This window comes from Arthrobacter sp. 01N444, assembly GCF_056399305.1.
In genome coordinates this window covers 46,976-73,036 of the sequence record NZ_JBFTRB010000016.1, presented here as the reverse complement: position 1 = coordinate 73,036, position 26,061 = coordinate 46,976, and the positions used below count along the sequence as shown (strand labels likewise).

Below are 26,061 nucleotides of genomic sequence, written 5' to 3'. Positions count from 1 at the left end.
CGGCCCAGTGACCACAGACCACATATGGCCACCATGGGCGACTTACTCAACTTCGGACGCTCGGCTGCTGCCCGTCGACCGCCGCACTTCGCTTGGTGATCGACGGAGAGAGACATTGTCGGGGCCTGAGGCGGCCGCGGAAACCTAAGACTCCTGACGGTCAGAGACGAATCAGCTTTCGCATTTGCGCCTCGAAACTGGGTCCACGAATCATCAATTCCGGCCCTCAGGACGGTTCCGATGACCTGTGTCCTCCTGCTCGGACAGGATTCCAGGGACAGCGACGCCCGGTTTGGCTAGGCAGTGGCCGACACCGCAGACGCGAAGAATCTGGCATTGGCTGAACAGCGGCGGCGCACTACTTGTGGAGAGCCAGAACAAGTTTTTCCTGAATTTGCTAAGAAATATTGCCACTGCACCCTAGGCTGGGCGAGATTGATTTCACTGATTCATATCAGAATTGCAGGGGGCAGCAATGAGATGCATTCCAAAGGAACCTGAGTTCAGCGACGGCCAGTTGGCGGAGAAAGTCGTTTGGGATGCGCTGAAGAAAAGCCTCCCCGACGAGGTCGTGCTCGCTCACTCAGTCCAAGTGCGAGACGGGCGCGCAGAACACGAGATCGACATTCTGGTCCTTTGGCCCGGTGTCGGGATGGCTGCCATTGAGGTAAAGGGTGGACTCCTCAGTGTCCAAAACGGGCAATGGCATCAATCCGACAGATCCGGGGCGCACAAAATTCAGAGTCCCGTTGCTCAGTCTCAGGGATCGCTGCACGCCTTCAGGAACTGGATCGGCGGTCAGCTCGGGACACCGCTTACGAGCCGCTTCGCCTACATGGTCAGCTTCCCTTACACCGAAGTTCCCCGGGTTTGGGAGATGGCGGGCTGCCCGCGGACTCTGGTCCTAGACAAGAAGGACACAGCGTCCGCGGCCGAGCTGGTCCGGACCGCCATCGAGCAGGAAGGCGGGGGCGCTTCGTCGTTGGCTCCGGCTTTCATGGAACGCATCGTCCGTGTCCTCAACGGAACCTTGGGAGATAATGACGCCACGCCGCAGGACCTCAAAGAACTAGAAGACGTCCAGGATCATCTCACCGAGCGGCAATCGGTGTTGCTGAAGGCTACCCGGTCACTTCCCCGGGTTAGATTCACTGGCGGTGCGGGAAGCGGTAAGACGTGGCTGGCTGTAGAAAAAGCCCGCCTCCTGTGCAAACAGGGCAAACGCGTCGGTCTTTTTAGCTACAACAAAGGCCTGAGCCAGTACTTGCAGGACAGAGTTTCGCACTGGCGTCAGGCCCAGCCTGCCTTCACCGGGGAGTTCCACGAGTATGCCCGGCGTCTCGGGGTGCCAGACGGCAAGGGGGCCGCCTATTTCGAGGAGGAATTGCCACAGATCCTCAAGGATCTCGCGGTCAATCTCCAGCCTCAGCAGCGACTGGACGCAGTCATTGTGGATGAGGCCCAAGACTTCGCCCCGCTGTGGTGGGAGGCTTTGCTCGCCACCACGACGGATGATGCCGAGGTATACGCCTTCCTGGACGACCATCAGGACGTCTACCGGCGTTGGAGCAAGCCATCGACGGACGGCGCAAGCCTGCTGGAGGATCTCGTGACGATCCACATCGATGAAAATCTCCGTAACACGAGGAAGATTGCTGAAACTTTCAAGTCCTTTGCGGGGGATCACTTCACTCCCCGAGGCAGCACCGGTCTGCCTGTTCGGCGGGTTCCATGCGCCACCGAGGACGCCCTCGACGTGGCGGGAGATTGCATCGATGCACTGATCGATGAGGGATGGTCGAACAACCAGATCGCGATGCTGACCACGAAGGACCGGCATCCCGTCCACCAGGATTACTTTGACCGCGGTGCCACCGCCGAATACTGGCGCGAGTTCCACGCCAACGACGGCGAGTTCTACGGCCATGTCCTGGGGTTCAAGGGCCTGGAACGATCTGTGGTGGTCTTGTGCGTCAACGGCTTCAAAGACCTCAACCGAGCCGCGGAACAACTGTACGTTGGTCTGTCCCGGGCCCGGAGCCTGCTTGTTGTGGTTGGGGACGCTTCGTTGCTAGAAGAGGCCGGCGGACGGGAGCTGAAGTCAGCATTGGCTCGCGCCCAGGTTTGGAAGCCGGCAGCTGCGGTAAATCTTTGAGCCTGGCCACTTGCCTGACCCCCAGTTGCAGCCCTGATGGTCCGAGAGCGTTGGCCGGAAGTTCAAGGCTCCAAATTGAAGCGGAGTCTCACGCTATTGCCGACAAACCTAAACATAGAACGACTGTCTGCCCGGAACGGATTGGGCAACATTAGGATCCTTGGCGACGTGGAAAGGGCTTCCTCGACTACAAGAAGTCTCCAACGATCTGTTCGCGCGTACTCTTGTGCGCATCGAACTTCTGTTTCGCCCAGCTCGATCATCCCACCGTCGCCTGTCGTGGCCTTGACTTCGTACATCACGTTGCCGGTTTTACGGGGGACTTCAAAGTCGTATCCAAGGCTATCGTCGCCGGCTTGGCCCACTATAGCCAAGGAGGAATTCGTTGATTTCCAGCACAGTTCGTCCACATGGCCGGGATCCCTGTCCAGCAACCACCGGTATGCGATCAACTCGCCGGCGAGACCAACTGCGTTGCGCTGTGTGTCGGACATTCGCTGCACGCCTGTTCCCGGGGGCCGCGTAATTGAAGTCCTATTGCCACCTGATCGTGGTGGGCCTGCATCTTGGAGTCGTGATGTTTGGTAGGGAGTCTGGAGACTCTTCGGGTTCCCCTCCAATAGTTTCTGGACAGCGTCGACAAGGGCGCTCATGGTGTCGTCGATGTCGACAACGTGGCCGTGCAGGGTCACCTGCCGCTGCCGCAGAAGTGCCGCTCGGCGCTCGGCGGCCACTGCGGATTCCTGAGCCTCAACGTCCCCGGCCGTAAGTCCGAGCTGAACCATATCGAACGTTCGTTCCATGCGAGATGGCCAAAAGCCTAGGCGATCGAGCCACCGCAGCAGCATGGAGTCATCCACTTCCTCGAAGTCGAGGGCCCCCACGGTGTCGAGACGATCCCGAACGGCATCGGTAGCGTCACCCTCAGACCAAGAAGGATCCGGGGTAGCACCTTCACGAGCGCACCAAGCCTTGATCGTGCGGCTGACCGCTTGTAGTCGATTCTGCAGTGGCTTGCCGTTGATTTCACGAATCTGGTCCCAATCCGGAAGCCAATGACGATCCAGCATTTGTCCAAACTCGGTGGTCATCAATGAATCTATGCGTTCATCGGCCAAGTCGTCCGTCAACTCGTCAATCGACGTTCCCCAATCCGGGTCTGGTGTCAGAAAGGTGAGGTCCCTCAAAGATGGCCAATCGCTCTGCTTCTCGAAGTCACGGAACTGTTGCATTCGCGAGCACCGGGCTCGGTTGATCAGCTCCTTGCGACGGATGCTCTTACGCAGGCCGAACTCATGGGCAAACTGGTCCCCATAGTCGATCGTTCGTGTACCCGGGAAGTAGCGTCGGAGAACATCATTGAACTCCGTCAGCCCTATGCCGAGACTGCGTCTCAGCTCGTCTGAGGTCCCGGATTCGTCCGCTGCCTGAAGGAGTTTTCCGGCGGCATCTGAGTCTCCAGAATAGGCAGCTGTCACTGCGGTCCGGACACCGTCCATGGTGAGCAATTCCGGATTGTCAGGGCGGATCTTCGACGCCGTCGGGACTTCCCAGAGGCATGGCGCGACGTGACTCAGCCGCTCGACTATTCCGGCAACCGAACCGATGACCATCGCTTGGGTTTCGACGACGCTTCGCAGCGGAGCACCGAGAGCATCTGCAATCTCCGAGTTCTCGGGGGGCGAGGAAGTATCGGCCGCGTCGCCGGCGAGCTTCCGCAAGTTAAGCGAGAGCTCCGCGCTAAACCGCGATTGGCCCGTCAACTCGAGCGCAGCTTCGGCCAATACCTCAAGATTTGGCCATGTCGGAGGGAAACTGACGCCTTCAGCAAGCAGAGTCGGAGCAGCGCCCGGCATGGGAAGGACTCCCCGCAGACGCTGGGGGAGTCTTTGTTGTCCGGCCGCGGTGGCAATTGTGATCGATTCGCACCTGATTAGCCGAATGCGTGAGAGATCATCCAGAGTCTTGGGTATTTGTTTACCTGCTCGCAGTGCAGACGCCCTCGGAAACCGCATCGTGCAAGCCACAAGCAAAGGGAGCCATGGTACTTCATCCACCAAGCGGCGGGAATCCTGTGCCGGCTGCCATGCTGATCCGTCGGTAAGCACATCAAGCTGCCAACCACTGGCGACCTGAACGCTTCCTGGCCAGCTTGAGTCAAGTACTGTTGCGACCTCGCCGAGCACGGCTTTCACCGTCGAGTCCACGTCTACAGTTGGCCACGCCAACTCGCGGATCAGGCGAGTCGTCGTGGACTTGTCCCCAACGGCTGTGACGAAGAGCGGTTCCGCTCCTTGGTCCTCGGTTCCTGCTACCGTCAAGTGACCAGCCCGATCAACGGTAATCCCCCGATTCAATGAGGGCCTCCATTTGTAGCTCGGGTCGCCGATCTGTGCCCAGGCCAAAGCCATAGTCGACCGGAAGTGCTCCAGGGCCGTATCTGGGACGTCACCAACGTCGAGCAGATCAGTCAGATGGTCAATCAGCTGCGGCGCGTCCGTCGAGTCTCCCCAGAGTCGTAGTCCCAATCTCTTTCTTTCGGTTGAGAATCCGGGCATGCCTGTGAGCAGCGCCCTTAGCGAAGCATCGAGGACCGGGGAGTAGGAAGCCGCCATTAGGTCGTCCTGGTTGACGAACCAAACATTATCGGGGGCCGCAAAGTCCCTCGCAGCTGAACCTGGTCGCGCGACAGGCATCCACTCTTCGCACGTAAGGAATGCCGTCAAGGGAGTCGGAATCACGGACGACTGCCCACCTGCACTTTGTCGTCGCCATGTGGAATGACGCTGTCCCACATTCACCGATGGAAGCGTCCGAAGTACAAGGCGTGCGTAAGCCAGCCTCTCTCGTTGGGGAAGACCGGACAGCTCATGTTGCCCCATGAACCAGCAGATCCGATCTGTGGTGGTAAATCCTGTGTCGGGATGATTTAGGTTGCCAGTCTCGGAGAGAGCGGAGCGCCACTGTGCGAGAACTCCGCTAGGCACACCGTCTGGGACTGATCCACCTGCGAGGAAGTCTGCTGTCAGGTTCCTGCCTTTGAACGACCGTTGTTCCGCACTTTCCATCACGGGAATGGTCGCGGTGACACCGATCACGAGAAGGAAGTCGCGCCAGCGCTCGGCCTGGGTACCGGTCACGTCCAGGTTGCGCCGTTCAGCCAGCAGTACGCCCGACAATCGCGACAGTTCAGGACACGTGCTGCTCGGTAGCGCTGCAATCAGTGATAGTTCGTCAGCACCAAGTACAGGCCATCCCGTGGAGAATCTGGCTCGATCGGCGGGGATCCAAGACCCTTCGAGGGTCGGAACTTCGAGTCCAACCGCTACAAGTTCCTTTGAATGCTTGGTTGGGTTGTTGGCGAACAGGCGGAAGGCAAATTCAAGAGCATCTTTCTTGACACTTGGTGTCGTAGGTCCTGACATGACCTGACCGAGGTGTTGCAGAAGTCCGGCAGTTCTGAACTGTCGGGCCAGTCCATTGTCCTGGAGGAAGGCGCGGCCACGGGTCCTCTGAGAGCCCACGTTCCATTCCAGTTCCGGATGCATGAAGACCAAACGTTGCTGCAGTGACCTCGGAGGCGAGACATCTAGATCGCTATCGACAGCATCGTCGTCGTCGGTACTGGTCGACTTGGGCGCAAAGAAGACTGCACGATTCCGGCGGCGTGCCGTTCCATCTGTGCGGTCGCCCACTCTCCGGTCACATGGTACGACGCTTCCATTCCCCGATAGAAGCAATTTGCGTCCGAATAGTGGCTCGCCGGATGCGAAGAGGTTGGGCAGATCGTCGTAGAACTTTCGCCACTCTGCGGGGGTGGCTTGGGACGAAGCGAGGTCCGCAGCCAAGAATTCGACCCACTCGGCGACCAGCTCGGGTGCTGGATCCAGACTGGAGCCGAGTATTTGGACAGTCTCGGCGAGCCGAAGCAATCTTGATTTTCCCAAGCGCATCGGATCGATAAGCCGGGCTTCGGTTGCACCAGCGATCGCAGCCGGAGAAATGACATCCCCTGAGACGTCGGGCCACCTATGAACCGTAGACAGCGTCTCCCACCCGAGCCCCAAGCAGGGAACACGAATCGCGTCGAGCAAGGACTGACCGGAAAGACGAACGCAAGCTTCCTCGACAAATCCGAAATCGCTGCGCGCCCAAGCCACCAGGTCGACTACGGAGTTCGCGTCCGGGTCGGTGGCCATGAGTTCTTTAGCTGAGCTTATGCAAAGTTCTGCCGCAGACTCAAGAAGCATTCGGTTCACGGGCTGCTCAATGTCCAGTCCGAGCCGAGCGAAATCGGTGACGAACGGCCCGTTGATATGCCCGGAAAGAGGTGCCCGCGCGTTGTCTCCCATCGGAAGATAAGTGAATGCTCGCGGTGCGCTAACTTCCCATCCGTCGCCAACTGCGACGCTGACTTCCGCAGTTGCATCCCATTCAAGCCATCGAGCGTCCAGCGCGCCTTCGTCGACGGACACCTGCAAAGCAGAGTGAAGTCGGTCCTGCGGAACCTCGCTGCTGACTACGCGGAAACAGAGCTCGTCGTTGAGAACTACCCGTTTACCAAGGGAACCCATCGGGGACTCGTGCCGGCTGAGTATCTCAACTTCCGACTCACTATTTGACTGGATCGTCATGGAACTCAGTCGGTCAAGAAAAAGCATCACCGGAGCTGTCGAGTTACGGAGCCGGTCAATCCTGTCTTGAACCTCATTGGCGGCGTGGGGCGATGAAACTGGAAGTCTTAGAACCGTCACGTACCCTTGGTCGCGCAACTCCTGCGAGCGAATAGGAACATCAAACAACGGGATGGTGAGCATGCTCAGGGAGAGGTTCTTCTCCACCTGATCCGTGAGAGCTTCATCTTCTTCAAGCAACTCCAAGAGATCTTCGCGTGTCCCGAGCCGGAACGAGTACCCACCGAACGACGGATCGTTGTCGTCCCGTGCGCTGTAGATCTCGGGCACGTCGCAAATTTGAAAAACGCTCTTGAACCCAACTCCTTTGTTGCCGATCCCTTCCCCGATTACCTTGTCGCTTTCACCAAGAGTCGCCATGCGCTCAAAGTTGCTACGAGATACGGGTCGTCCCCCATTTGCCACGTAGAGGACTCCGTGCGAGCCCTCGGTTTCGTCAAAAATGATCGCGACCTTGCCGTTGCGAACGCCTCGAGGATGGGCGTCGTAGCCATTCTGAATCAGCTCATGGAGAAATCTTCCGCGATACTCCTTGATTGTGTGGGCCACCATTGCCTTGACCGCGCGCGCGAATCCCACGTCATCTTGAAGTACGCCCTTAACAACTTTCTCGGCACGGGCACGAATGTACGCGGAAGGATCACTGTCGATGGATTCGGGACCGTACTCGAGTTCGCGGGAAGGAATGGCCTGAAGCATGTGACCAACTGTAAACGGGCGGACGAAACTCGAACCGATTTCGATGGCGATTCTTGGCCGAATATCCCCCTGCTGCGCCTCTTCACCGGATCAACACTTATCAGGCGATGATCGTCCCAGCCTGTCCTTCGCGATCCGCTGGCGGTCTGGAACCTCACCACGTTCATGAAGGCCCTCCAGTTCGATCTCGAGGAAGCCGCCATGATCGACGGCTGCACCAAGTGGCAGGCGTTCCGCCGGGTCCTGCTGCCACTCGCCGCGCCGGGTGTCCTCACCACGGCGATCCTGACCTTCATCCACAGCTGGAACGAGTTCATCGTCGCGCTGTCCATGATCAACGACCCGATATCCAGACGGCCACGGTCGCGATCTCCAAGTTCACCGGCGCCACCGAATTCCAGGCGCCCTTCGACGAGCAGATGGCCGCCGGCGTGATCGTCACCGTCCCACTCGTGATCATGGTGCTGATCTTCCAGCGCCGGATCGTCGAAGGCTTCACCGCGGGCGCCAGCAAATGAGTCCTCTCGACGAAACCGCCCTTGCGCCTGTCGCTGAGTGGTGGCAGTCCGCCGTCATCTACCAGGTCTATCCGCGGTCCTTCGCCGACGGCGACGGCGACGGCGTGGGCGACCTCGCCGGGCTCATCAACCGGCTGCCGTACATCGCATTCCTCGGCGTCGACGGCATCTGGATGACCCCTTCCAGCCCTCCTGCTCAGCGCCACGCCGCTGGCCGAAGACGGTTGGCCGCAGCCGAACAACGCGGCGTGGGTACTGCGAGGCTGAGGCCAGTCCGTTTCGGAGCGGTCCGCGTTCCAGACACACACCCCCTTGCACTATCACTTGTAACTGCTATCAGCCGCAGAAAACGACCACAGGTGATGGCGCAACATGGTCGCCGTTCCATAGTGCCCCACGGACCAGCGTCCGAACCATCAGCCGATCAGGTCGTTGTAGCCGGATTCGTCTTTGATTTTTTGGTAGGCCTCGGGCGAGACCTCTCTGATCGTCGACAGCAGCTCAGTGCTCACATCTTCGTCGTAATCCTCTGATTCGAGGTTGGTGTGCCATGCACCTACGAGCTTGTCGAGAAAAGACTTTTCGGACATATGAACCCCTTCACCATGCATCGTATTGGAAGCCTATCAGCCACGGGTCGAGCCGAAACTAATCACAGAACCAAAGCGGATCGAGTGCTTCGCAATACCCTTGATATCTCTGCGTAGTGGCACGCAGCTCTGCTACTGGGCTTTTCGGCGGGAATTCTAAGATCGAGCCTTTGCACCGGCCTCGCTACTTCTGATTCCCAGAGGTTGCTTGAAGCGGAATTCCACGACACTTTCGCCTTAGCGCGAACTCCTTCCAGAGGCCGCGGCTCAGGCGCGTCAATAAATGCGCGGGCCCTGGAAGGATGCGGTGCGAAAGTTTGCTCGGCGCTACTTAGAGGCTCGCACTATTGACTGCCGGCGCTCAGTAGGTGAATTCATTGATGAATGGCCATTAGAGCGCAACTATGCTTCGGATGCCATAAAGGCCGTACCAAAAACCGCCAAGACGATTCGTGACAACGCGGCACATACAGCATTCCATTCAACGGACTCGATCGACACCGATTCCATTGACGCGTTGAAATGCACGATCCGATTGCGGAGCGTATAGATCGCTTTTCCAGCAGACCTTGCAGGACTGTCCCCTAAATTGTGCTTTAGCGCACGACAAATATCGAGCAAGTCATCCTCCGACGCGTACTTGAGAATCGTCTCGAGGCTGTCGGATTCGCGAGGACGCCAACTGAGTTCCTTGTCCAAGGCTATAGCCAGCTCTCTCCATGATTTGTCGATGACGAGGGAGCTCACTAACTGCCTGCAGGATTCGAAGGCATACGTGGCTTCCAAGCACCGATATAGAGCCATGAACATCGAGCGCGGGTCCAAATCGAAGGTTGCCCTACTTAGCGCATCGTACGGAAGCAGCTGGATCCCACTAGTGCCAATCGCCCGAAGTTCTTGTGCAAAGTCGGAGTCAATCCACGATCCCCCACCCTCACTTTCCGCTATACATTGCGATAGAAGATATTGCGATACCGACTCCGCATCGATCACTTCACGAGACCGAAAGAGTCTCATCACAGGGAATAGATCTGCCAAAGCATCGAGCGAGTGCCCCTCGTAGCCCGAGTCGCCCAGGGCAGCGACCTCGACGACATTTCGGACAGAAACAGCTGACGCAGTTGGTTGGATCTTCAAGTCGGTGACCAAGACCGCAAAGAACCCCGACGACAGTTCCAATGGCTCTACAGTGGCGTTTTCCTCAGGAAATTCGAATCCAACTGTGGCTAGGTAATGTTCATCATCTTTCGCTAAATGAACGAGACCACGACGTCGCCCGAACTGGACTCGTTGCTTAATTATTAGTCGTTGGAGGTCATCATCGGTTTCGTCAGTTCCTTCGATGTATCGAACGCCGGGCGAGGCTATTGGTTCCCCTCTGGCATCACAGTACTCACCTAATCCATCAAAGAAAGCTGATTGGACAAGCGTCATAGTTCTCGACATCACTCAGCCCGCCAGCATTGCTCCAGATTTTCGAGTTCGTAGTTCTCGTCCATCAAGACCTTGAAGGCCTCACTAAACACCGCCCTTTCGTACCGACCGACTTGGCCTACACGACGATCAAGGACCTCTCGGAGGACATCAAGGCGGAGGAAGTTCCCGAGTTCCGGAGCCGACATCGTCCCGACGCGTACCAGAAGTTTCGATTGACGTGCTTTCAGCTCAGCGAGCCGCTCCTGTCGCTGGACCGGTTCCCGGTTCGCTCCCGGTCGCCCCAAGACAGCAACTCCGATAGCGACAATGAATCCGATCCGCGCAGGCTGGCTATCAAACACGTGCCGGCCTCGGGTCATCCGGCCTTCTTCATCCGACTCGAATCGGGAGAAAGCAAGATCTAGTTGCGCAAGCAGAGACAGCGCGTCGTAAAACTGTCCCTGAAAATCCATGTCAGCTACATTGTCGACAAAGTCTAAGCGTGAGAACTCATCGGATACTTGCTCACGAGTATCGACCGACGACTTACGGAGCGAGAACGCGATATAGAGTTCGACGATCGCGTCGCTCTGATACTGCGCCGCCGCAACTCTTCGGCCAGGACTGTCTGGAGTAATCAGTTTCTCGAGCTCAGGAACGCGATCCTGTACTTCTTTCAGCAGAGGTGCATAAACGACAGCGAGTTGACGGCTGATGGTCCACGGAACCTGACCGGTATTGAGAACGAGCATCCGGTAGACCATGGCCCGCACGCTGGTAGTAATCCAAAACTCGACCCGCAGCTTGCGGCTCTTAATCTGTTGGTTCGCATCAGCAGCCTCGATAAGCGATGCGGTACGTTGCATGCCGTCGATTATTGACAACTGGTTCTCAGCCCCGGGCAATAAGACACTCGCGATATGGAAATCTGCATCGACTTGTAGGTCCTCGAAAACGTGCGGTTCGACTACGGCGCCGATCACGACCGGCGGCAACACCGCGCCTTGCTCGATATCCGACACCATGCGCTGTCTTATTCGCTTTGCAGTGGTCGTGGTGAGAACAGTCCGCTGACCCACCAGCGAACCTTGATTCTGATGTGCGTCATTGACGAGGTTTATATACTCGCCGATTGCCATGGTCGTTTGAATAGACCAGCATTGAGTACGTTCGTCGAACAACCAGTCAGTCGCAGTCATAATTCCCTTTACTCGATGAGGACTCGGCTCCAACCTTTCGATCGGGTCAAGTTCCTGCTGACATTTTCTCTTGATGACCAGAAGAGAGCTTCTCATAACAGCTAATCATTCGAGCCAGTTCTCAGGCCAGCCACCAACGAGGTGCGCGCAGCGTTCCATACCGGTGTGATAGTAGGCTATGACGGAACTCCACCGTCTTTAGTATCCTACAATGCACCAGCACCACTCTGGTTGAACGATCATTCGCCCCTATCCTGCACCTTCCAGTAGGCGTCGTCCTCAACTTGATGCTCTCGATGAGGTAGCCATTCGTTACAGGAGCGCCGTCCGCTGGCGGTAGATTTATGGCCTCTGCTCAATACCATTGAGCTCCATCGCGGTCACTTCTTACTCTGGCCGCAGAGTTTATTCCGTGACGAAACTCCACGACCACGTTCCACAGCTGACTAACCTCTGGGGTTACTTCTCGACCAGTTCCTCGCTGCCGGTCTCGGACCAGCCCACCGCCTGTTCGCCGCGCTTTTTCCGTTTGAACAGCCCTGCGACGCTCCCTCCGACCGAGCCCGCCGTACCGGCGATAGCGCCACCGACGCCCTTGACCGCGGTGAGGGCCTGGGGCTCATCCGGGATCCCATCCCCGTCGATGTCCACGCTCCGGAACGCGCGCGATACCGTGTCGGCTGCGGTTGCTACCCCGGCGCCCACTGCCACAGCGCTCGTAGCGACGCCCCCTCCCACTGTGCTAGCAGTATCGCCGATCCAGCTTCCCGCCGTCTTCGCCGCGTCCTCCAGAGCCGCTAGAGCCCGGTTGGGTTCGGCGTCGCCGTCCTCTGCGTCAGCCTCGACAGGAACGGCAAGATGTTCGGGGAACATGTCTGGGGCATCGGCGAACGCTGCCCGGGCTGCGATGACGACTTCGCGACCGAACACGAAGCGCTGGACTCCTCCAGCCAAGGCTCCAACTCCGTATTCAATCGTTGCCTGCTGCTTCCCACTCAAATTTTCGCGCACGGTGTCCAGCTGACCCGTCTCCATGGTCCTAACCAAACTCTGCGCGGCGCCTCCAGGGAGGGTGTCCGCGAGCGTGTTCGCCCAGTGCGACCAGTCCGTGCGGCCAGCAGAGATCCTATTGCCGACGCCGACGGTGCCTTCAGGCGACGCGCTCGATAGGTCTGTCGCCATCGTTGCGATTTGCTTCTGGCTCACGCGTTCGTTCGAGAGTCCGTAGACAAGGGCGAGGGCCTGGTCTTTGTCGAGGTCCATTCCGTGAATATCGGCAATAGCGAGCGCGAAAACTGCGGTGATCTCGAACTGCAACTGCTCATCGCCTGCGGGAAGGAGAGCAGCGGCTCGCTGTGCACCGTTCTTCGCAGTACCCAGGGCCATGTTCTTTGCGGCCTGTTTCGCAGCGCTCCTTGCGGCAAGTTTGACGGCCTCCTTGCCAGTCTTCTTGGCGGCCTGTTGTCCCGCACTCTTCATGCCGGCTGCTGCCGCCCCGACTCCTGGAATCATCGCGATACCAATATCAGCCGCGATCGTGCCGGCGCTGATGAGGGCACCAGCAGTGGTGATCGAGGTTCCGTAGTGACGCTCCAACATCTGGATCACCTCAGCGGGCGTTGCGTCCGGATGCCGCCGGCGGAGCCTCATGACGTACTTGCGAGCGATCGAGTGACGAGCGCTGACCGCCTTCGCAATGTCACGCGTGGCGTCCTCTCCGACGAGCTCCGCCTCCAGCGTGATGCTCTCGATATTGGTCATCGCTTACTCCTCTGTGGTTGCACCTCTTCGGGAGGTGTGAACGCGGCTCGTAGGTGAGAATCCGCCAGTGCGGCCCTGGATCTATGGTGATTGTATTCATGGATCCAGGCCTGGTAGGTCGCGGCGCGTTCAAACCCCTCGACGAAGTGACTCCCACCTGAAGACCCGGCTGGAAACCGGCGAGCTCCTCACCACTCCCGGCTCCCTTATGTGCACCTGAGGCGCCCCGCGAGCGCAACCCGGGAGCCGCCGTCGTGGTGAAATGTCCGGGGCTGTTGGCGCCCCGATCTCGCACCTTGCCGCCCCTTAACCCCGGCGGTAGCCTGAAAAGCAGATGACGGGCCGCGCCGCCCACCACCGGTTCCGCGAGTGCCGGGCCGGGCAGCGCCCACAGGCTCAGACCCGCCGCCGGGAACGGGGAGACGCGATGTCTACACTCGCACACGGCCGGGAAGCGTATGCCGAACGGCGCTGGACGGACGCCGTAGGGCAGTACACCGCTGCCGACCACGATGCCGAACTGCCAGCCAGTGATCTGGAGCAGCTAGCCGCCTCCGTCATCCTCACCGGCCGGGCCCCCGAGGGAGTGGACATCCTGGTCCGGGCGCACATGAAGTACCTCGCCGATGGCGACTACCCCGCCGCGGTCCGCTGCGCTGCGTGGACCGGGATGAACCTCATCCTGTTGGGCGAACCGGCCCGCAGCGCCGGCTGGCTCGCCCGCGCCCACCGGATCGTCGACGACCTGCCCGAGCTCTGCCCCTGCGAGGGCCTTCTGTCCATCCCCGCCGGGCTGGACGCCCTCTACCAAGGCAACGGCGCCACCGCCGCGGAAGCCTTCACCCGGGCCGCCGACCTCGGCCGGGAACGCGGCGACGCTGACTCGGCGGCCCTCGGTACGCTGGGCCTCGGGCAGGCAAAGATCTTGCTGGGTGAGTTCGACGGCGGCTTGGCCCTGCTTGACGAAGCCATGGTCGCCGTCACCGTCGGGGAAATCTCCCCTATCCCCGCCGGGATCATCTACTGCGCAATGATCGAAACCTGCCATCTGGCCTTTGACCTGCGCCGCGCCCACGAGTGGACGCGGGCGCTGGACAGGTGGTGCGACTCGCAAGAGAACGTGGTGGCCTTCAGCGGCCAGTGCCAGATGCACCGGGCCGAGCTGTACCGGCTGCACGGTGCCTGGACCGAGGCGATCGACGCTGCCAAAACCGCGCAAGACCTCGCCTTCCACGGCGACCACATGGCCACCTACGGCGGCTTTTACGAACAGGGCGAAATCCACCGGCTCCGGGGCGACTTCGACGCCGCCGAGGCCTCCTACTTGCACGCCCAGGAGACCGGTTTCCCGCCGCAGCCCGGGCTGGCGCTCCTGCGCCTGGCCCAAGGCAGGCCGGACCAGGCCCAGTCCATGCTCCGGCAGGCCATGGACGGTGCCGCCCCCGACTACCGGCGCCGGATGCTCGCCGCCCGGGTGGAGATCGAACTGGCAGCAGGCGACGCTCTGGCAGCACGGACCGCCTTGGAGGAGCTGGCCTCGCTGTGCGCCTCGATCGACAGGCCAATGCTGCACGCCCTCGCCGAGCAGTCGGAGGCCTCCGTCCTGTTCCACGAAGGCGACCCCGCGGCTGCCTTGGTCCTGGTTCGCCGCGCGTGGTCGCGCTGGCTCAGCCTCGATGCACCGTTCGAAGCGGCCCGCTGCCGCGCCCTCATGGCCCGGCTGTGCACGGCGCTCGGCGATGAGGAGTCCGCCCAGCTGGAGCGTGAGGCAGCCCGGGCAGTATTCTCCGAGCTGGGCGCCGCGCCGGCGCTATCGGAGCTTGAGCAATCGGCGCCCGCTGCGCCGGACGCCCGGATAGCCCTGGCGCCAACCACCGGGAACGACGCTCATCACGCCGCCGACGCCGGGCCGCTCACCGCCCGCGAAACCGAGGTGGTCCAGCTCGTCTCCGCCGGACTGAGCAACCGGAACATCGCTGCCGAGCTGTTCATTAGCGAAAAAACGGTGGCCCGGCACCTGAGCAATATCTTCACCAAGCTGGGCCTGACGTCCCGGGCCGCGGTCACGGCCTACGCCTACCGGCACGGACTCGCCTGACCACCCTCCCTGCACAAAATTACCCATTCCCCGCCCGCCGGACTTCTCCCAGGGCAGACGGGAAATGGGTGATTCGTCCGATTCGCCGCGACGCGACGAAAAATAACGTTAATTGCATGAACGTTTCATTGCTCGCAGGGATGGTTTCCACCGGCCTCTTCGCCGTGAGCTACTTGCCCATGCTGCTCAAGGCCCTGCTGGTACCTGCGCTTCCGGAGTGTTCATAACCACCCAACTGCACATGCATCACCAAGGAGGACACCATGAACACCACCCCAGCAACTGACACCGCCGGCGTCATCGGCACTGCCGCCGTCGACACCGTCATCATCGGCGCCGGACAGTCCGGACTGGCGCTGGGCTACTACCTGGCGCAGCAGCATCGGAACTTTGTCATTCTCGACGCCGGCACACGGGTTGGCGAGGCGTGGCGGAGCCGCTGGGACTCGCTGCGTCTGTTCACCCCCGCCAAGTACGACGGCCTGCCCGGCCGGCCCTTCCCCGGCGACCGCCTTGCCTTCCCCACCAAGGACGAGCAGGCGGACTATCTGGAGGACTATGCCTCCCGGTTCCACCTGCCGATCCGGCCCAACACGGCCGTCACCCGGCTGAGCCACGACGGGCAGCGGTTCCATGTCACGGCCGGGGCGCAGCGCTGGATGGCGGCAAACGTCGTCCTCGCCACCGGTGCCTGCCAGCTGTCCAAGACGCCGGGCTTTGCGGCGGAACTGCCGTCCGACGTCGTGCAGCTCCACTCCCACAACTACAAGAACCCGGCCCAGCTCAAGCCTGGTCCCGTCCTGGTGGTGGGGGTGGGCAACTCCGGGGCGGAGATCGCCCTAGAGACCAGCCGCACGCATGAAACTTGGCTGGCCGGCAAGCCGAGTGCCGAGATCCCGTTCCGGCACGGCCGGACCGCGGCCCGCTTCTTCCTCCCGGTGGTCCGCTTCGCCGGGCTGCACGTGCTAAACACCAACACGCCGGTCGGGCGCAAGGCGCTGCCCAAGATGGCAGCCATGGCGACGCCGTTGATCCGCACCAAGCTCGGGGACCTGGGGGCCGCCGGCGTTCACCTGGTGCCGCGGGTCACCGGAGTCCAGGGCGGCGAAGTAATTCTCGACGACGGTCAGCGCCTTCCGGTGGCAAACGTCATCTGGTGCACCGGCTTCACCGAGGCCTACCCATGGCTGGACATCCCGGCGCTGCCCGCGAACTGGCGGGAGCAGCAGCACCGCGGGATCGTGGATGCCCTGCCGGGCCTGTACCTGCTGGGGAAAGATTTCATCTTCTCGGCAGCATCGGAAACCCTCCCCGGCGTGTGCCGGGACGCCAGGCACCTGGCGAAGCGGCTGGCCGCCACCCGGGCTCCGCAGCACGCAGTGGAGGTCCCGAGCGGGTTGACGGCATAAGGCACGTGGACACGTCTTTGGCGCACCGGGACCGGCTGGCGTCGGCACGGGGAATGTGGGTCAGGTGGTGAGCGGCGGCCCGATGATCTCGATGTTGTGGCGTGCAGCGATCGCGGTTAGTGCCTCGCCGTCGATGGGTTCAGGTTCCGGCAGTTCCCTCCGCGCTGCGGGTGCTCCCACCTCGGCGGTGAAGGTTTCGAAGCCGGCCGGCACGGTGATCACCAGGCAGCGGAAGGGCTCGTGAGGGCCCGCCAAAAACGAGTGGGTGGAACCTTGGGGAAGAAAGGCGAAATCACCCCTTTGCACGGTGAAGCGCTCACCGTCGCTCTTGAAGAGAGCCGTACCCGAAATAATGTAGAAGGATTCATCCTCAACCAAATGCCGGTGCATCGGCGGAGAGTAACCCGCCGGATGCAAAATCTCTACAACGGTCAGCCGCTGCTTCGTCTCCGGGCCGCCTGCCTTGACCAAGACCAATGCATTCGTGAACCACAGTGCGGTCCCTTCGTCGGCTGCAAGTTTGTACGCCCTGCCCTGTACGAGGGTGGCCGGCGCGGTCGTATCATCGATCCTGTCCATGACGCTCCTCAGCTTGGAAGTGCCTGCAATGCTACTCAGGATCCCGATCCGATCAATGCCGTGCAGCGTACTGGCGTCCGCACCCACCACAGGACGGAACCGACATAGCACCGGCGGGACCTAACCTCACGATGGGTCCCGGTCTCCCAGAAGGGCTGCCAGCCGGGCACCAGGTCAGCCACCACCCATACGAGAGTCAACGCGGCACGTTGCCGCCTCCTAAGCCCCGCGCCAGCGGGTGGACCGCTTCCGCATCGAAATGACACTCCCACGCCGAGCTGACTCCGGCCACTACCCGTGGGTGCCAGCGGCGCCCACCAGGCCGAACAGCGTCCCGGCCGCCAATGCAATGAGGGCACGCTTCCTGGTGGGATACAGCCAGCGCACTGCGAACACGGCCACTGCCATGATGACCCCGTTGACGACGCTCAGGATCACCGCGACCCATTCGGTGCCGGTGGCCACGCCGAAACCTCCGCCGCTGCAGCCGCTGATCCCGCACCAGGCCAAACTCGCCACCATCCACTGCGGAAGACTCAGCAAAACTGCCAGCGGCACGGTCCACCAGAGCTTTCTGGCGTCCGGGGTTACCCCGCGCAGTTTCACGCCCGGGTAATGAGGCGGGGCGCCAGGCATGCCGGCGCCCGGCACCCGTGCGCGCTTCCGGGTGCTGAGGACAATCCTTCGGAAGACACCCGCGTTGACCACCGCAAGGAGGACGTATCCCGAATAGTAGAGAACAGTAATCAGGCCCAACTCACCCCCGGAGCCGAAAGTGCCGATGATGAAATAGCCAACCGAAACGGGCAGTGTCAGAACCACCATGGCGAGCAGCAGGTCTTCCTTGAACCTGGCATCCAGGGCCAGTTCGAAGCCTGCGGTTAGCAGCGCGGCGACAACAACGGCAACCACCACCGACAAATAGGCGACGACGGCGGTTCTGGCCCAGCGCGGCAGCGAACTTTCACTCGGCCGAGATCCCCTCATCACAACGCTCCCCCTTGACGTCGTTCCGGCCCACTCTGCGCGCGCGAACCGATACAGCCGGCACACCCACGGGCTGCGGCACTTTGATGGTCGCACGCTAGGCACCCAAAGTGCTCGCCATCTGCTTCGGGAAGGTCTTCGAGCAACTGGGGCACCCGCCCGTCAGGAGCAATCCTGCGGGCCCGTTGCCCGGACCGTATGGCTGCTCCCCAAATAGTGCCGCCTCTAAGATGAGGCATGGACTTCGAGGACACGCTCTGGACGGTTTTGGGGGCCGGGCTGGTTCTGCTGATGCTCGTTGACGTCTTTCGTACGCTGCTTTATCCGCACGGCTCCGGTCCCCTGGGCCGGGCGATCATGCGGGGATTCTGGCTTGTATCGAGAAAACTGCGGGGCCGGGGCTCCTTCATCGCAGCACCCTTGGCGATGGCCGCTGTCATTGGTGCCTGGGCAGGCTTGGCGGCCATCGGCTGGGCGCTGCTATACCTGCCCCATCTGACGGACGGATTTGTTTACGGAGCCGGAGTTCCCCTGCGGGCCGACTTCGCCGAAGCCCTCTACATCTCCCTGGTCACTCTTTCCACCGTGGGGTTTGGCGATATCGTGGCAACGCAACCACTGCTCCGGCTGGTTGTCGCCCTTGAGGCCGTCACCGGATTCGGCCTGCTGACAGCAACGGTGACTTGGATCCTGCAGACTTTCCCTGCCCTTAACCGACGCCGGGCCCTTGCCCACCAGCTGAACCTGTTCAGGGAGGCTGCAGGTCCGGCAGGTGTATCGGCCATGGATCCCAGTCACGCTGCCGGCCTTTTGGAGGCAATTGCCGGAAACGTGGCTACGGTGAGCATAGACCTGCTTGCGTTCCACGAAACCTACTACTTCCGTGAAATTGAGCAGCGCGGCTCCCTCCCCGCCACGGTGGCCTACGCCCAGGAGCTGGCATCCCAGGCCCAGCGCAGCGAGAACCCTGAACTGCAGTTCGCCGGACGGATGCTCCACGCCGCGCTGGACGGACTCGCGGAGGTCCTCCGAGGCAAATTCGGCCATTCCGGAGCCACCTCTTCCGATGTGTTCGACAGCTACGAGCTGCACCACCGGCACCGGCGTCCGGGGGATCCGCACACGAACTAGCGTGCGGGTAGCCGCTACTGCGTACCCTGCCGTTCTGACCGCGCTCTTCAACCTGTCCAGCGGCGACGCCTGGATCGAAGCCGGCCAGGCGTCGCTGAAACCGGCTCCCGCATTGGTGGCGGGAGCCGGTTCTCTCCGGCTTCGTAGCCGGAGACAGCGATGCTTTGCGTCGTTGACCGGGGCCAGACTCCGGCCTACGCGCGCTGCGAAATGTTGAAGATGTTCCCCTCGCTGTCCAGGAACCAGGCTGCCTTCCCCCAGGATGCGGTGGCAACGCCGTTCTCCGTCTTCAGGCCGGGAAAATCGTAATCTTCAAAGACGACGCCGCGGCCCCGCAGTTCTTCCATCTCGCGTTCGAGATTGTCCGTTTCCCAGCCGATCTGGGTGTTCTTCGCGGTCCCGGCATTTTCCGTCTGGTAAACAAGGAAGCGGGTTCCCTGGCCGCAGCTGTACATGACGCTGCCCTCCTCCATGGATTCGGAGGGTTCGATTCCCAGCTTGTCCCGGTAGTACTCCTTCGCCCTGTTGATGTCCCTCGCGGGGAGGACGGCGATGATGTTTGAATCCTTGAGCATGATGATTCCCTTCAGTGCGTTGATGACCGCAGCGATGGCGATGCTCCCCCCGGTTTCGGTCCCCGGAATACCTGTCCGGAGCCCGTGACCGCCCCTGCGCCGAGCCGGGGGCAGCCACCTGGGACTCTTCAACGCCGCGCCACTCATCACCAGCGTGAGGGGTCCCCGAAGTTATGTGGCCATTATGGACCGATCTGGTCCTGCGGAAACAGGGGTGACTGGCATTGGGCTGAAGGGACGCTCTTCGGACAGCGAGCTGCAAAGCGCACTTCCGCCGGTGGCCGCACGATGCCAGAGTTGAAGGATGAATGCGGAGTCCGTTAATGAGGGAACCGGGAATCAGGAAACTGGCGGGCTGGTCCTGAACCTGGAGTGCACGCTCGCCGCTCCCCCGGATGAAGTCTTCAGGATGCTGACGGAATCGGCCGAACTGGTGAAGTGGTGGGGTCCGCACGGCTTCATCATCCCTGCAGCCGAAGTCAACCTCGCCGAAGGCGGCCGCTACCGCTTCGCCATGACCCCACCGGACGGTGAACAGTTCCACCTCTCAGGCGAGTTCCTGGAGATCGATCCTCCTTGGCGCCTGGTGTACACCTTCCGCTGGGAGGAACCGGCGCCAGACGACCGGGAGACCGTCGTCGACCTCTCACTCGGGAGTACCGGCACAGGCACGCGCCTGGTGCTCGCCCAGGGACCGTTCCTGACGGACGAACGCCTCGAACTGCACCGCAACGGGTGGACCGAGTCGTTCGAGAAATTGCAGGGGGTCCTGGGTGGCGGCACCTAAGGAGCCTGACCCGCTGCGGAGTTCCTGCAGGGTGATGATCCGCCCGGAACACGAACGATTTTTCGCATCTCCAGGCCCGCCACCCGGCTCGGCCCCTTGGTGTTCACCCCCGGTCCAGCTCCCCGCACACAACAGTCCATCTCACCTCCCTACGGTGGACGGGTCGCCGGCACGACGCCGGTAACGTCACCCGGGAGGAACCATCACCATGCGCACACCCCTGACTGCCGTGGCCACCGCCGCGCTCATCGCCTCGCTGGCGAGCCCCGCCGTCGCCGCTTCCAACCCCGAAGCCGGCTCGCCGTCGTCGAACGCCGCCACAACAAAGGCCGCAGAGGCAACAACGGCAATCAAGACCAACGAGAGCAACGGCTCCTTTGACCTGCAGGCGCACCGCGGCGGCCGCGGCGAATGGACCGAGGAATCGCTGGCCGCGTTCGCCAACTCGCTGAAGCTCGGCGTGTCCACGCTGGAGCTGGACACCCACCTGACCACCGACGGCAAGGTGATCGTCTGGCATGACGACACCATCCAGGCGGACAAGTGCCGCGACACCGCGCCGGCGACTCCCGGCGATGCGCAGTACCCCTACGTCGGTGACCGGGTCGCCGACCTGTCGCTCGCGCAGATCAAGACCCTGGACTGCGGATTCACCCAGTTGAAGGGGTTCCCGGAGCAGGACGTGATCGAGGGCAACCGGATCGCCGAGCTCAAGGACGTCTTCCAGCTGGTCCGCGACGCCGACGCCAAGAAGGTCCGCTTCAACATCGAAACCAAGGTGGAGGACGGGAAGTCCGGCGGCGAGGGCATGGTGGCCCTGACCAAGGCCGTCGTCACGGAGATCTACACCGCCGGCATGGCCGGGCGCAGCACCGTGCAGTCATTCGACTGGTCCTCGCTGAACCTGACCAAGAAGATCGCCCCGCAGCTGCCGCTCGTCGCCCTGTCCAGCGGCGACGCCTGGCTCGAGGTCGGCAAGCCCGGCGCCAGCCCCAACCTCGGCGGCATCGACATCGACACCTACGGCGGCTCGCTCGCCAAAGCCGCGGCAGCCCAGGGCTACGACGTCATCTCCCCCACCTTCAGTTCCGTGACCCCGGGCATGATCAAGGAAGCCCACGAGCTCGGCCTGCCGGTCATCCCCTGGACCGTCAACACCACGGCGGACATGACGCGGCTGATGGACCTCGGCGTGGACGGCATCATCAGCGACTACCCCACCCGCCTGCGCATCGTCATGGAAGATCGCGGCCTGAAGCTCCCCAAGGCCTACCCGGCTGCGAGCTAGCACCTCGATAGACGGGGCGGCCACTGAAGTGGCCGCCCCGCCGTCGTCGAAACCCCTACGCCTGGACCCAGACCCGGCGTAAGCTCCTCGCATGGAGGCCTCCGCGGGCCAGCATTCTCCCGGGATCGCGCTCCTCGCGCTTGGTGCACTGATCGAGGTGGTGGGCGGAGATGGACGCTGAAGTGGACACGCTCGTTGTGGGCGGAGGCCAAGCGGGTCTGGCCGTGAGCTACTGGCTCGACTTGGCCGGCGTCGCGCATCAGGTACTGGAGCGGCGCGCCGCCCTGGGCGGTGCCTGGCAAGACCGGTGGGATGGGTTCTACCTGAACACCCCGAATTTCTCGCTGTCGCTGCCGGGCATGCCCTTCTCCGGTCCGGACCCGGACGCCTTTATGCCGCGCGATGCCGTGGTGGACTATTTCCGGCACTACGCGGAGACCATCGGCGCGCCGGTCCGCACCAGCACGGACGTCACGCGCATCGCCGCCGCGGACGGCGATGCCTTCGACGTGGAAACAACCCAGGGCAGCTGGCGCGCGCGCAACGTGGTGCTGGCCACCGGCGGCTTCCAGAAAGCGAAAATCCCCGCGTTGTCCGCACGGCTGCCGGGGCACATCGTGCAACTTCACACCGACGAATACCGCAACCCGGGCCAACTGCCGGACGGCGCTGTGCTGATTGTGGGCACCGGCCAGTCGGGCGGCCAGATCGCCGAGGAGCTGCTGGCGGCTGGCCGCGACGTCCATCTGGCGGTGTCCACCTGCCCGGAGGCCCCGCGCCGGTACCGCGGCAGGGACACCTTCTACTGGATGATGCAGCTCGGACTGCACGGCCCCGAGCACGGGCTGAACGGACTTTCCGTGGAGCGGCTGCCCTCACCCGCGGCTCGGTTTGCCTGCAACCCGCTGTTGTCCGGCGCCGACGGCGGCCATGACATCCACCTACGGGATTTGGGCCGCCGCGGAATCCGGCTGCACGGCCACCTGGACGCAGCCGACGACGGCGACCTCGTCTTCAGCGATGACCTCGCCGAACGCCTCGCCACCATTGAGGCCGGCTTCAGCCAGCGCCTCCGACCGATGCTCGATGCGTACATTGCCGCTGCTGGGATCGAAGCGCCGGAGGCCGAACTCCGGCCGGCGGACGACTGGCTTCCCTCAGAGCCGGCACGGTTGAACCTGGCAGCGGAGGGCGTTACGTCCGTCCTGTGGGCCACCGGATACCGGCTCGACTTCGGCTTCCTCGACATCCCCGTACTGGACGAATGGAACTACCCGCGCCACAGCCGCGGCGTCACGGACTACCCGGGCCTCTACGCCGTGGGCCTGCCGTGGCTCACCGGGCACAGCTCGGCGGTCGTGGCCGGTGTGGGACGCGATGCCGAGTACATTGCCGGGCACATCGCCGGGCGCTGACAGCACCTCTGATCGAACCGCCGTCGACGTCGAACGGCTGTCCGCGTTTCCCTGTGGGGAACGTGGACAGCCACTTTTGTTGCGCGCGCCGGCCCTGTTGTTTGTCGCCTGGTTCAGGCAACGGCCACGGCACCAATCTGCTGCATGAGGCCCAGGTTGTCCGTCGTGCCCCAGTGCTCGGCCACTTTTCCGTCCTCGACACGGATGATGTCAGTGCAATCGAACTCGACGCTCTTGCCCGTTGCCGGGATGCCGGCCAGTTCCCCGCGATGCGTACCCGTGAGAATCACATGGCATGCCTCCAGGTTTCCAGCCATCACCTTGGGCTCGATCTCTTTGACCTTGATGTCCGGGAAAGCCGACCGCATCGTGTTCACGAAGAACTTGACGCCGTCCTTGCCCGGCGATTGCCCGGGCAGGGCCTCTTCGTGATCCACATAGCTGTCCGCGGCCAACTCATCAACGAGGGCGAGGTTTCCGCTCTCAATGACGTCCCTGTAAAACCGCTCAATCAATCCAACACCTTCAGACATTTCCGATTCCTTGTGGGCGCGAGACCGAATTTTAGATCCCCCCAGCGCAGTGCCCCGGCAGCACGCGCAGACCACCCCGGAGGGACCCCGCGTATTGACTCAGCAGGCAGGTTTGGCTCCGCAGGCAGGCATCAGCGATCCGCGTAGAGCGCCGAGCAACAGTGTGAAAATTCGAGTGAGGAACGGGCGAAACGCCTCGTTAAGGCAGAACATATTCCGGTGCTTCGAGGGTGTCAAGATGCCTGGGCTGCCGCCGCTCCCAGCCCTGCCGACGCCGTCACCCAAGAGCAACGCGGGGTCACTTTGCGCCCATCCCAGCTGCCGGGATGGGCCGTAAGTGACCCCGTGTTGCTGTTGGAAGGCAGCAGGCGCCGCACGTCACGTTCCAACCATCCGTTGCACCTTCCCGTTGTATGCGCGCGCCCGGAAAATACTCGGCGCCTAATCGTCCCGGGCCAGCGAAAACATGGCGCCGGCTGTTATTCCGGCAGGGCTCCGATCTGCTGCATGAGGCTCATGGTGTCCGTGCTACCCCAGTGCTCGGCGATCTTACCGTCCTGGACGCGGACGATGTCGGTCCCGCCGAATTCGACCGTTTTGCCGGTCGCCGCAATACCCATCAGGTCGCCCTTGTGGGTGCCGGTCATCACAACATGGGCAGCCTCAAGGTTTCCATCGGAGAGAGTCGGTTCGGCTTCCTTGACCGAGATGTCGGGGAATGCGTTTCGGATGGCACTGGCGAAGAACCGTGCGCCCTCTTTGCCGGGCGGCTGTCCGGGAAACGCCGGTTCATGGTCGATGAAGTCGTCCGTGATCATTTCATCGACGAGGGCGAGGTTGCCGCCGGCGAGAACTTCCGAGTAGAAGCGATTGATCAACGTGCTGGACATTGTGGGCTCCTTCAGGTGCAAGAGACCGTTGTGGCTGTCCGCCGGCACTATCCATGGGCCCCGGCAGATGCGCCCGGGCTGAGCGCTGAAATTGATGGGAAACGGGGCGAATTGCCTCGTTAAGGCAGAAGATATTCCGAGGCTTCAAGGGTGTCAAGATGCGCTGATTACCCCCGTTTGTTGTGCCCGCCCCTGCCCCGCCGAATATTGTCACACCGGCCACGTAGTCTGCCTTCACGAGCATGAACCGTCCGGCAGGGGATGACATGGCTGACCCAATCCACGGGGCAATCGGCAGGGCACCGTCCCTGCCCGCGGCAGGTGCTTGGGTCCCTGAAGCGTTCGATTCGGATGACGCTGGCCGGGCGCAACATCCGCAAGCCGGTGGCGGGTTGACCGATGACGCCGTCGCTGACTACCTGCGCCGCCTGGGCCAATACGATTTGCTCACCGCCGAGCAGGAAGTGGAACTGGCGCAAGAAATCGAGGCGGGGCTATTCGCGGAACGGCTCTTGGCGGATGGCACATCGCGGCCCGGCCAGGATACAGCCGACCTTCGGACCATCATCCTTCTGGGCCAGCGTGCCGCCGACACGTTGTTCCACGCCAACCTCCGGCTCGTCGTGTCGATCGCCAAGCGCTACACCCACCGGGGCCTCGACTTTGAGGACTTGATCCAGGAAGGAAACCTGGGACTCCACACGGCTGTCTGCAAGTTCGACTTCACCAAGGGTTTCAGATTCTCCACCCACGCCACATTCTGCATCCGCGGCGGCATCCTCAAGGCGCTGACTGAACAGGCACGCCTGATCCGGCTGCCGGGCAACGTCGTCGACCAGCTGCAGAAGATACGGTCAGCGCAACGGACGGCCGCCATGACAGGGACCGTCTGCAACAAGGAAGATCTCAGCCAACTGACCGGAATTCCAATCGGAAAGGTTGAGTGTCTGCTTTCCGTGGACCGGCCGGCCTGTTCCTTGGACTCGTGGGTGCCCGACGGCCGGGGCGGGACCGAAGCCCTCGCCGAACAGCTGTTGGTTTCCTCCGACCACGACGCAACCGATGCGCTCTTCCATCAACAGATGAATACACAGGTACATGCCGTACTCAGCACGCTCGAGGTCCGGGAAGCCCAGGTCATTGCGATGCGCTTCGGCATCACGGGCGGCGGAGCGAAAACCTTAGCCGCGGTAGCGGAAACCTACGGCATGACCCGAGAACGCATCCGCCAGATCGAGGTCACCGCGATGGAGAAGCTCAGGCACCCGTCCCGGTCAGACGCCCTGCGGCAGTATCGGATTGAGAGTCAGGGCATATCCGGCAGGGAGTAGACGTTG

General features: G+C 61.9%; 19 protein-coding genes and 1 pseudogene. 10 read left to right on the top strand and 10 right to left on the bottom strand.

What is annotated here, in order from left to right; translation table 11 throughout:
• Positions 1–475: 475 nt before the first annotated feature.
• Entirely contained in the window at positions 476–2,155 is a 1,680-nt protein-coding gene (locus AC1DKN_RS16480) for a nuclease-related domain-containing DEAD/DEAH box helicase (RefSeq protein ID WP_476871909.1), read from the top strand.
• A gap of 62 nt (positions 2,156–2,217) precedes the next feature.
• Here AC1DKN_RS16480 and AC1DKN_RS16475 read toward each other — a convergent pair whose 3' ends face one another.
• Positions 2,218–7,548, bottom strand: coding sequence for a sacsin N-terminal ATP-binding-like domain-containing protein (locus tag AC1DKN_RS16475; protein ID WP_476871908.1), 5,331 nt, complete (start codon positions 7,546–7,548; stop codon positions 2,218–2,220).
• Positions 7,549–7,713: 165 nt separating this feature from the next.
• On the opposite strand from AC1DKN_RS16475, the gene AC1DKN_RS16470 reads away from it, so the two are divergent.
• Positions 7,714–7,983, top strand: coding sequence for an ABC transporter permease subunit (locus AC1DKN_RS16470; protein ID WP_476871907.1), 270 nt, complete (start codon positions 7,714–7,716; stop codon positions 7,981–7,983).
• Between the two features lie 79 nt (positions 7,984–8,062).
• Positions 8,063–8,236, top strand: a pseudogene (locus AC1DKN_RS16465) (alpha-amylase family glycosyl hydrolase); the annotation flags it as partial.
• A 246-nt stretch (positions 8,237–8,482) separates the two neighbouring features.
• Here AC1DKN_RS16465 and AC1DKN_RS16460 read toward each other — a convergent pair.
• The 4 genes from AC1DKN_RS16460 to AC1DKN_RS16445 all read right to left on the bottom strand — a co-directional run bounded on the left by AC1DKN_RS16460 (position 8,483) and on the right by AC1DKN_RS16445 (position 13,032).
• Positions 8,483–8,656, bottom strand: coding sequence for a hypothetical protein (locus AC1DKN_RS16460; protein ID WP_476871934.1), 174 nt, complete (start codon positions 8,654–8,656; stop codon positions 8,483–8,485).
• 402 nt (positions 8,657–9,058) lie between these two features.
• The gene (locus AC1DKN_RS16455) at positions 9,059–10,090 is read right to left on the bottom strand and encodes a hypothetical protein (RefSeq protein WP_476871906.1); all 1,032 of its coding nucleotides are present in this window, start codon (positions 10,088–10,090) and stop codon (positions 9,059–9,061) included.
• An 11-nt stretch (positions 10,091–10,101) separates the two neighbouring features.
• On the bottom strand, positions 10,102–11,271 hold the full coding sequence (locus AC1DKN_RS16450) for a hypothetical protein (protein WP_476871905.1): 1,170 nt from the start codon (positions 11,269–11,271) through the stop codon (positions 10,102–10,104).
• 459 nt (positions 11,272–11,730) lie between these two features.
• Positions 11,731–13,032 (bottom strand): hypothetical protein, encoded by a 1,302-nt coding sequence (locus tag AC1DKN_RS16445; protein ID WP_476871904.1) that lies wholly within the window; start codon positions 13,030–13,032, stop codon positions 11,731–11,733.
• 427 nt (positions 13,033–13,459) lie between these two features.
• On the opposite strand from AC1DKN_RS16445, the gene AC1DKN_RS16440 reads away from it, so the two are divergent.
• Positions 13,460–15,130, top strand: a complete 1,671-nt coding sequence (locus tag AC1DKN_RS16440; RefSeq protein WP_476871903.1) for a helix-turn-helix transcriptional regulator — start codon at positions 13,460–13,462, stop codon at positions 15,128–15,130.
• Between the two features lie 263 nt (positions 15,131–15,393).
• On the top strand, positions 15,394–16,539 hold the full coding sequence (locus AC1DKN_RS16435; RefSeq protein ID WP_476871902.1) for a flavin-containing monooxygenase: 1,146 nt from the start codon (positions 15,394–15,396) through the stop codon (positions 16,537–16,539).
• A 60-nt stretch (positions 16,540–16,599) separates the two neighbouring features.
• On the opposite strand, the gene AC1DKN_RS16430 is transcribed toward AC1DKN_RS16435, so the two are convergent.
• Complete coding sequence (locus tag AC1DKN_RS16430) at positions 16,600–17,118, bottom strand: cupin domain-containing protein (protein ID WP_476871901.1); 519 nt, start codon at positions 17,116–17,118, stop codon at positions 16,600–16,602.
• A 291-nt stretch (positions 17,119–17,409) separates the two neighbouring features.
• Positions 17,410–18,108 carry a hypothetical protein gene (locus tag AC1DKN_RS16425; protein ID WP_476871900.1) on the bottom strand — a complete coding sequence of 233 codons (699 nt, stop codon included), beginning with the start codon at positions 18,106–18,108 and terminating at the stop codon, positions 17,410–17,412.
• Between the two features lie 234 nt (positions 18,109–18,342).
• Between AC1DKN_RS16425 and AC1DKN_RS16420 the strand changes: the two genes are divergently transcribed.
• On the top strand, positions 18,343–19,236 hold the full coding sequence (locus tag AC1DKN_RS16420; RefSeq protein WP_476871899.1) for a potassium channel family protein: 894 nt from the start codon (positions 18,343–18,345) through the stop codon (positions 19,234–19,236).
• A gap of 194 nt (positions 19,237–19,430) precedes the next feature.
• On the opposite strand, the gene AC1DKN_RS16415 is transcribed toward AC1DKN_RS16420, so the two are convergent.
• Positions 19,431–19,811, bottom strand: coding sequence for a VOC family protein (locus tag AC1DKN_RS16415; protein WP_476871898.1), 381 nt, complete (start codon positions 19,809–19,811; stop codon positions 19,431–19,433).
• Between the two features lie 304 nt (positions 19,812–20,115).
• On the opposite strand from AC1DKN_RS16415, the gene AC1DKN_RS16410 reads away from it, so the two are divergent.
• The 3 genes from AC1DKN_RS16410 (at position 20,116) to AC1DKN_RS16400 (ending at position 23,301) form a co-directional block, all read left to right on the top strand.
• The gene (locus AC1DKN_RS16410; protein ID WP_476871897.1) at positions 20,116–20,598 is read left to right on the top strand and encodes an SRPBCC family protein; all 483 of its coding nucleotides are present in this window, start codon (positions 20,116–20,118) and stop codon (positions 20,596–20,598) included.
• Between the two features lie 208 nt (positions 20,599–20,806).
• A complete protein-coding gene (locus AC1DKN_RS16405; protein ID WP_476871896.1) occupies positions 20,807–21,886 on the top strand; it encodes a glycerophosphodiester phosphodiesterase family protein in 1,080 nt (359 codons plus the stop codon).
• Positions 21,887–22,056: 170 nt separating this feature from the next.
• On the top strand, positions 22,057–23,301 hold the full coding sequence (locus tag AC1DKN_RS16400; protein WP_476871895.1) for a flavin-containing monooxygenase: 1,245 nt from the start codon (positions 22,057–22,059) through the stop codon (positions 23,299–23,301).
• Positions 23,302–23,414: 113 nt separating this feature from the next.
• Here AC1DKN_RS16400 and AC1DKN_RS16395 read toward each other — a convergent pair whose 3' ends face one another.
• Together AC1DKN_RS16395 and AC1DKN_RS16390 are read right to left on the bottom strand one after the other, a co-directional pair.
• Positions 23,415–23,834, bottom strand: coding sequence for an ester cyclase (locus AC1DKN_RS16395; protein ID WP_476871894.1), 420 nt, complete (start codon positions 23,832–23,834; stop codon positions 23,415–23,417).
• A 479-nt stretch (positions 23,835–24,313) separates the two neighbouring features.
• Positions 24,314–24,724, bottom strand: a complete 411-nt coding sequence (locus AC1DKN_RS16390) for an ester cyclase (RefSeq protein ID WP_476851623.1) — start codon at positions 24,722–24,724, stop codon at positions 24,314–24,316.
• Between the two features lie 266 nt (positions 24,725–24,990).
• Here AC1DKN_RS16390 and AC1DKN_RS16385 point away from each other — a divergent pair, with 266 nt between their 5' ends.
• Positions 24,991–26,055: a sigma-70 family RNA polymerase sigma factor gene (locus AC1DKN_RS16385; protein WP_476871893.1), complete on the top strand. Its 1,065-nt coding sequence runs from the start codon at positions 24,991–24,993 to the stop codon at positions 26,053–26,055.
• Positions 26,056–26,061: the final 6 nt, after the last annotated feature.

Excerpts from the sequence above, each read along its gene's own strand:
- AC1DKN_RS16480 (WP_476871909.1), top strand. The coding sequence starts at position 476 with ATGAGATGCATTCCAAAGGAACCTGAGTTCAGCGACGGCCAGTTGGCG.
- AC1DKN_RS16475 (WP_476871908.1), bottom strand. The coding sequence starts at position 7,548 with ATGCTTCAGGCCATTCCTTCCCGCGAACTCGAGTACGGTCCCGAATCC.
- AC1DKN_RS16470 (WP_476871907.1), top strand. The coding sequence starts at position 7,714 with ATGAAGGCCCTCCAGTTCGATCTCGAGGAAGCCGCCATGATCGACGGC.
- AC1DKN_RS16460 (WP_476871934.1), bottom strand. The coding sequence starts at position 8,656 with ATGTCCGAAAAGTCTTTTCTCGACAAGCTCGTAGGTGCATGGCACACC.
- AC1DKN_RS16455 (WP_476871906.1), bottom strand. The coding sequence starts at position 10,090 with ATGACGCTTGTCCAATCAGCTTTCTTTGATGGATTAGGTGAGTACTGT.
- AC1DKN_RS16450 (WP_476871905.1), bottom strand. The coding sequence starts at position 11,271 with ATGACTGCGACTGACTGGTTGTTCGACGAACGTACTCAATGCTGGTCT.
- AC1DKN_RS16445 (WP_476871904.1), bottom strand. The coding sequence starts at position 13,032 with ATGACCAATATCGAGAGCATCACGCTGGAGGCGGAGCTCGTCGGAGAG.
- AC1DKN_RS16440 (WP_476871903.1), top strand. The coding sequence starts at position 13,460 with ATGTCTACACTCGCACACGGCCGGGAAGCGTATGCCGAACGGCGCTGG.
- AC1DKN_RS16435 (WP_476871902.1), top strand. The coding sequence starts at position 15,394 with ATGAACACCACCCCAGCAACTGACACCGCCGGCGTCATCGGCACTGCC.
- AC1DKN_RS16430 (WP_476871901.1), bottom strand. The coding sequence starts at position 17,118 with ATGGACAGGATCGATGATACGACCGCGCCGGCCACCCTCGTACAGGGC.
- AC1DKN_RS16420 (WP_476871899.1), top strand. The coding sequence starts at position 18,343 with ATGGACTTCGAGGACACGCTCTGGACGGTTTTGGGGGCCGGGCTGGTT.
- AC1DKN_RS16415 (WP_476871898.1), bottom strand. The coding sequence starts at position 19,811 with ATGCTCAAGGATTCAAACATCATCGCCGTCCTCCCCGCGAGGGACATC.
- AC1DKN_RS16410 (WP_476871897.1), top strand. The coding sequence starts at position 20,116 with ATGAATGCGGAGTCCGTTAATGAGGGAACCGGGAATCAGGAAACTGGC.
- AC1DKN_RS16405 (WP_476871896.1), top strand. The coding sequence starts at position 20,807 with ATGCGCACACCCCTGACTGCCGTGGCCACCGCCGCGCTCATCGCCTCG.
- AC1DKN_RS16400 (WP_476871895.1), top strand. The coding sequence starts at position 22,057 with ATGGACGCTGAAGTGGACACGCTCGTTGTGGGCGGAGGCCAAGCGGGT.
- AC1DKN_RS16395 (WP_476871894.1), bottom strand. The coding sequence starts at position 23,834 with ATGTCTGAAGGTGTTGGATTGATTGAGCGGTTTTACAGGGACGTCATT.
- AC1DKN_RS16390 (WP_476851623.1), bottom strand. The coding sequence starts at position 24,724 with ATGTCCAGCACGTTGATCAATCGCTTCTACTCGGAAGTTCTCGCCGGC.
- AC1DKN_RS16385 (WP_476871893.1), top strand. The coding sequence starts at position 24,991 with ATGGCTGACCCAATCCACGGGGCAATCGGCAGGGCACCGTCCCTGCCC.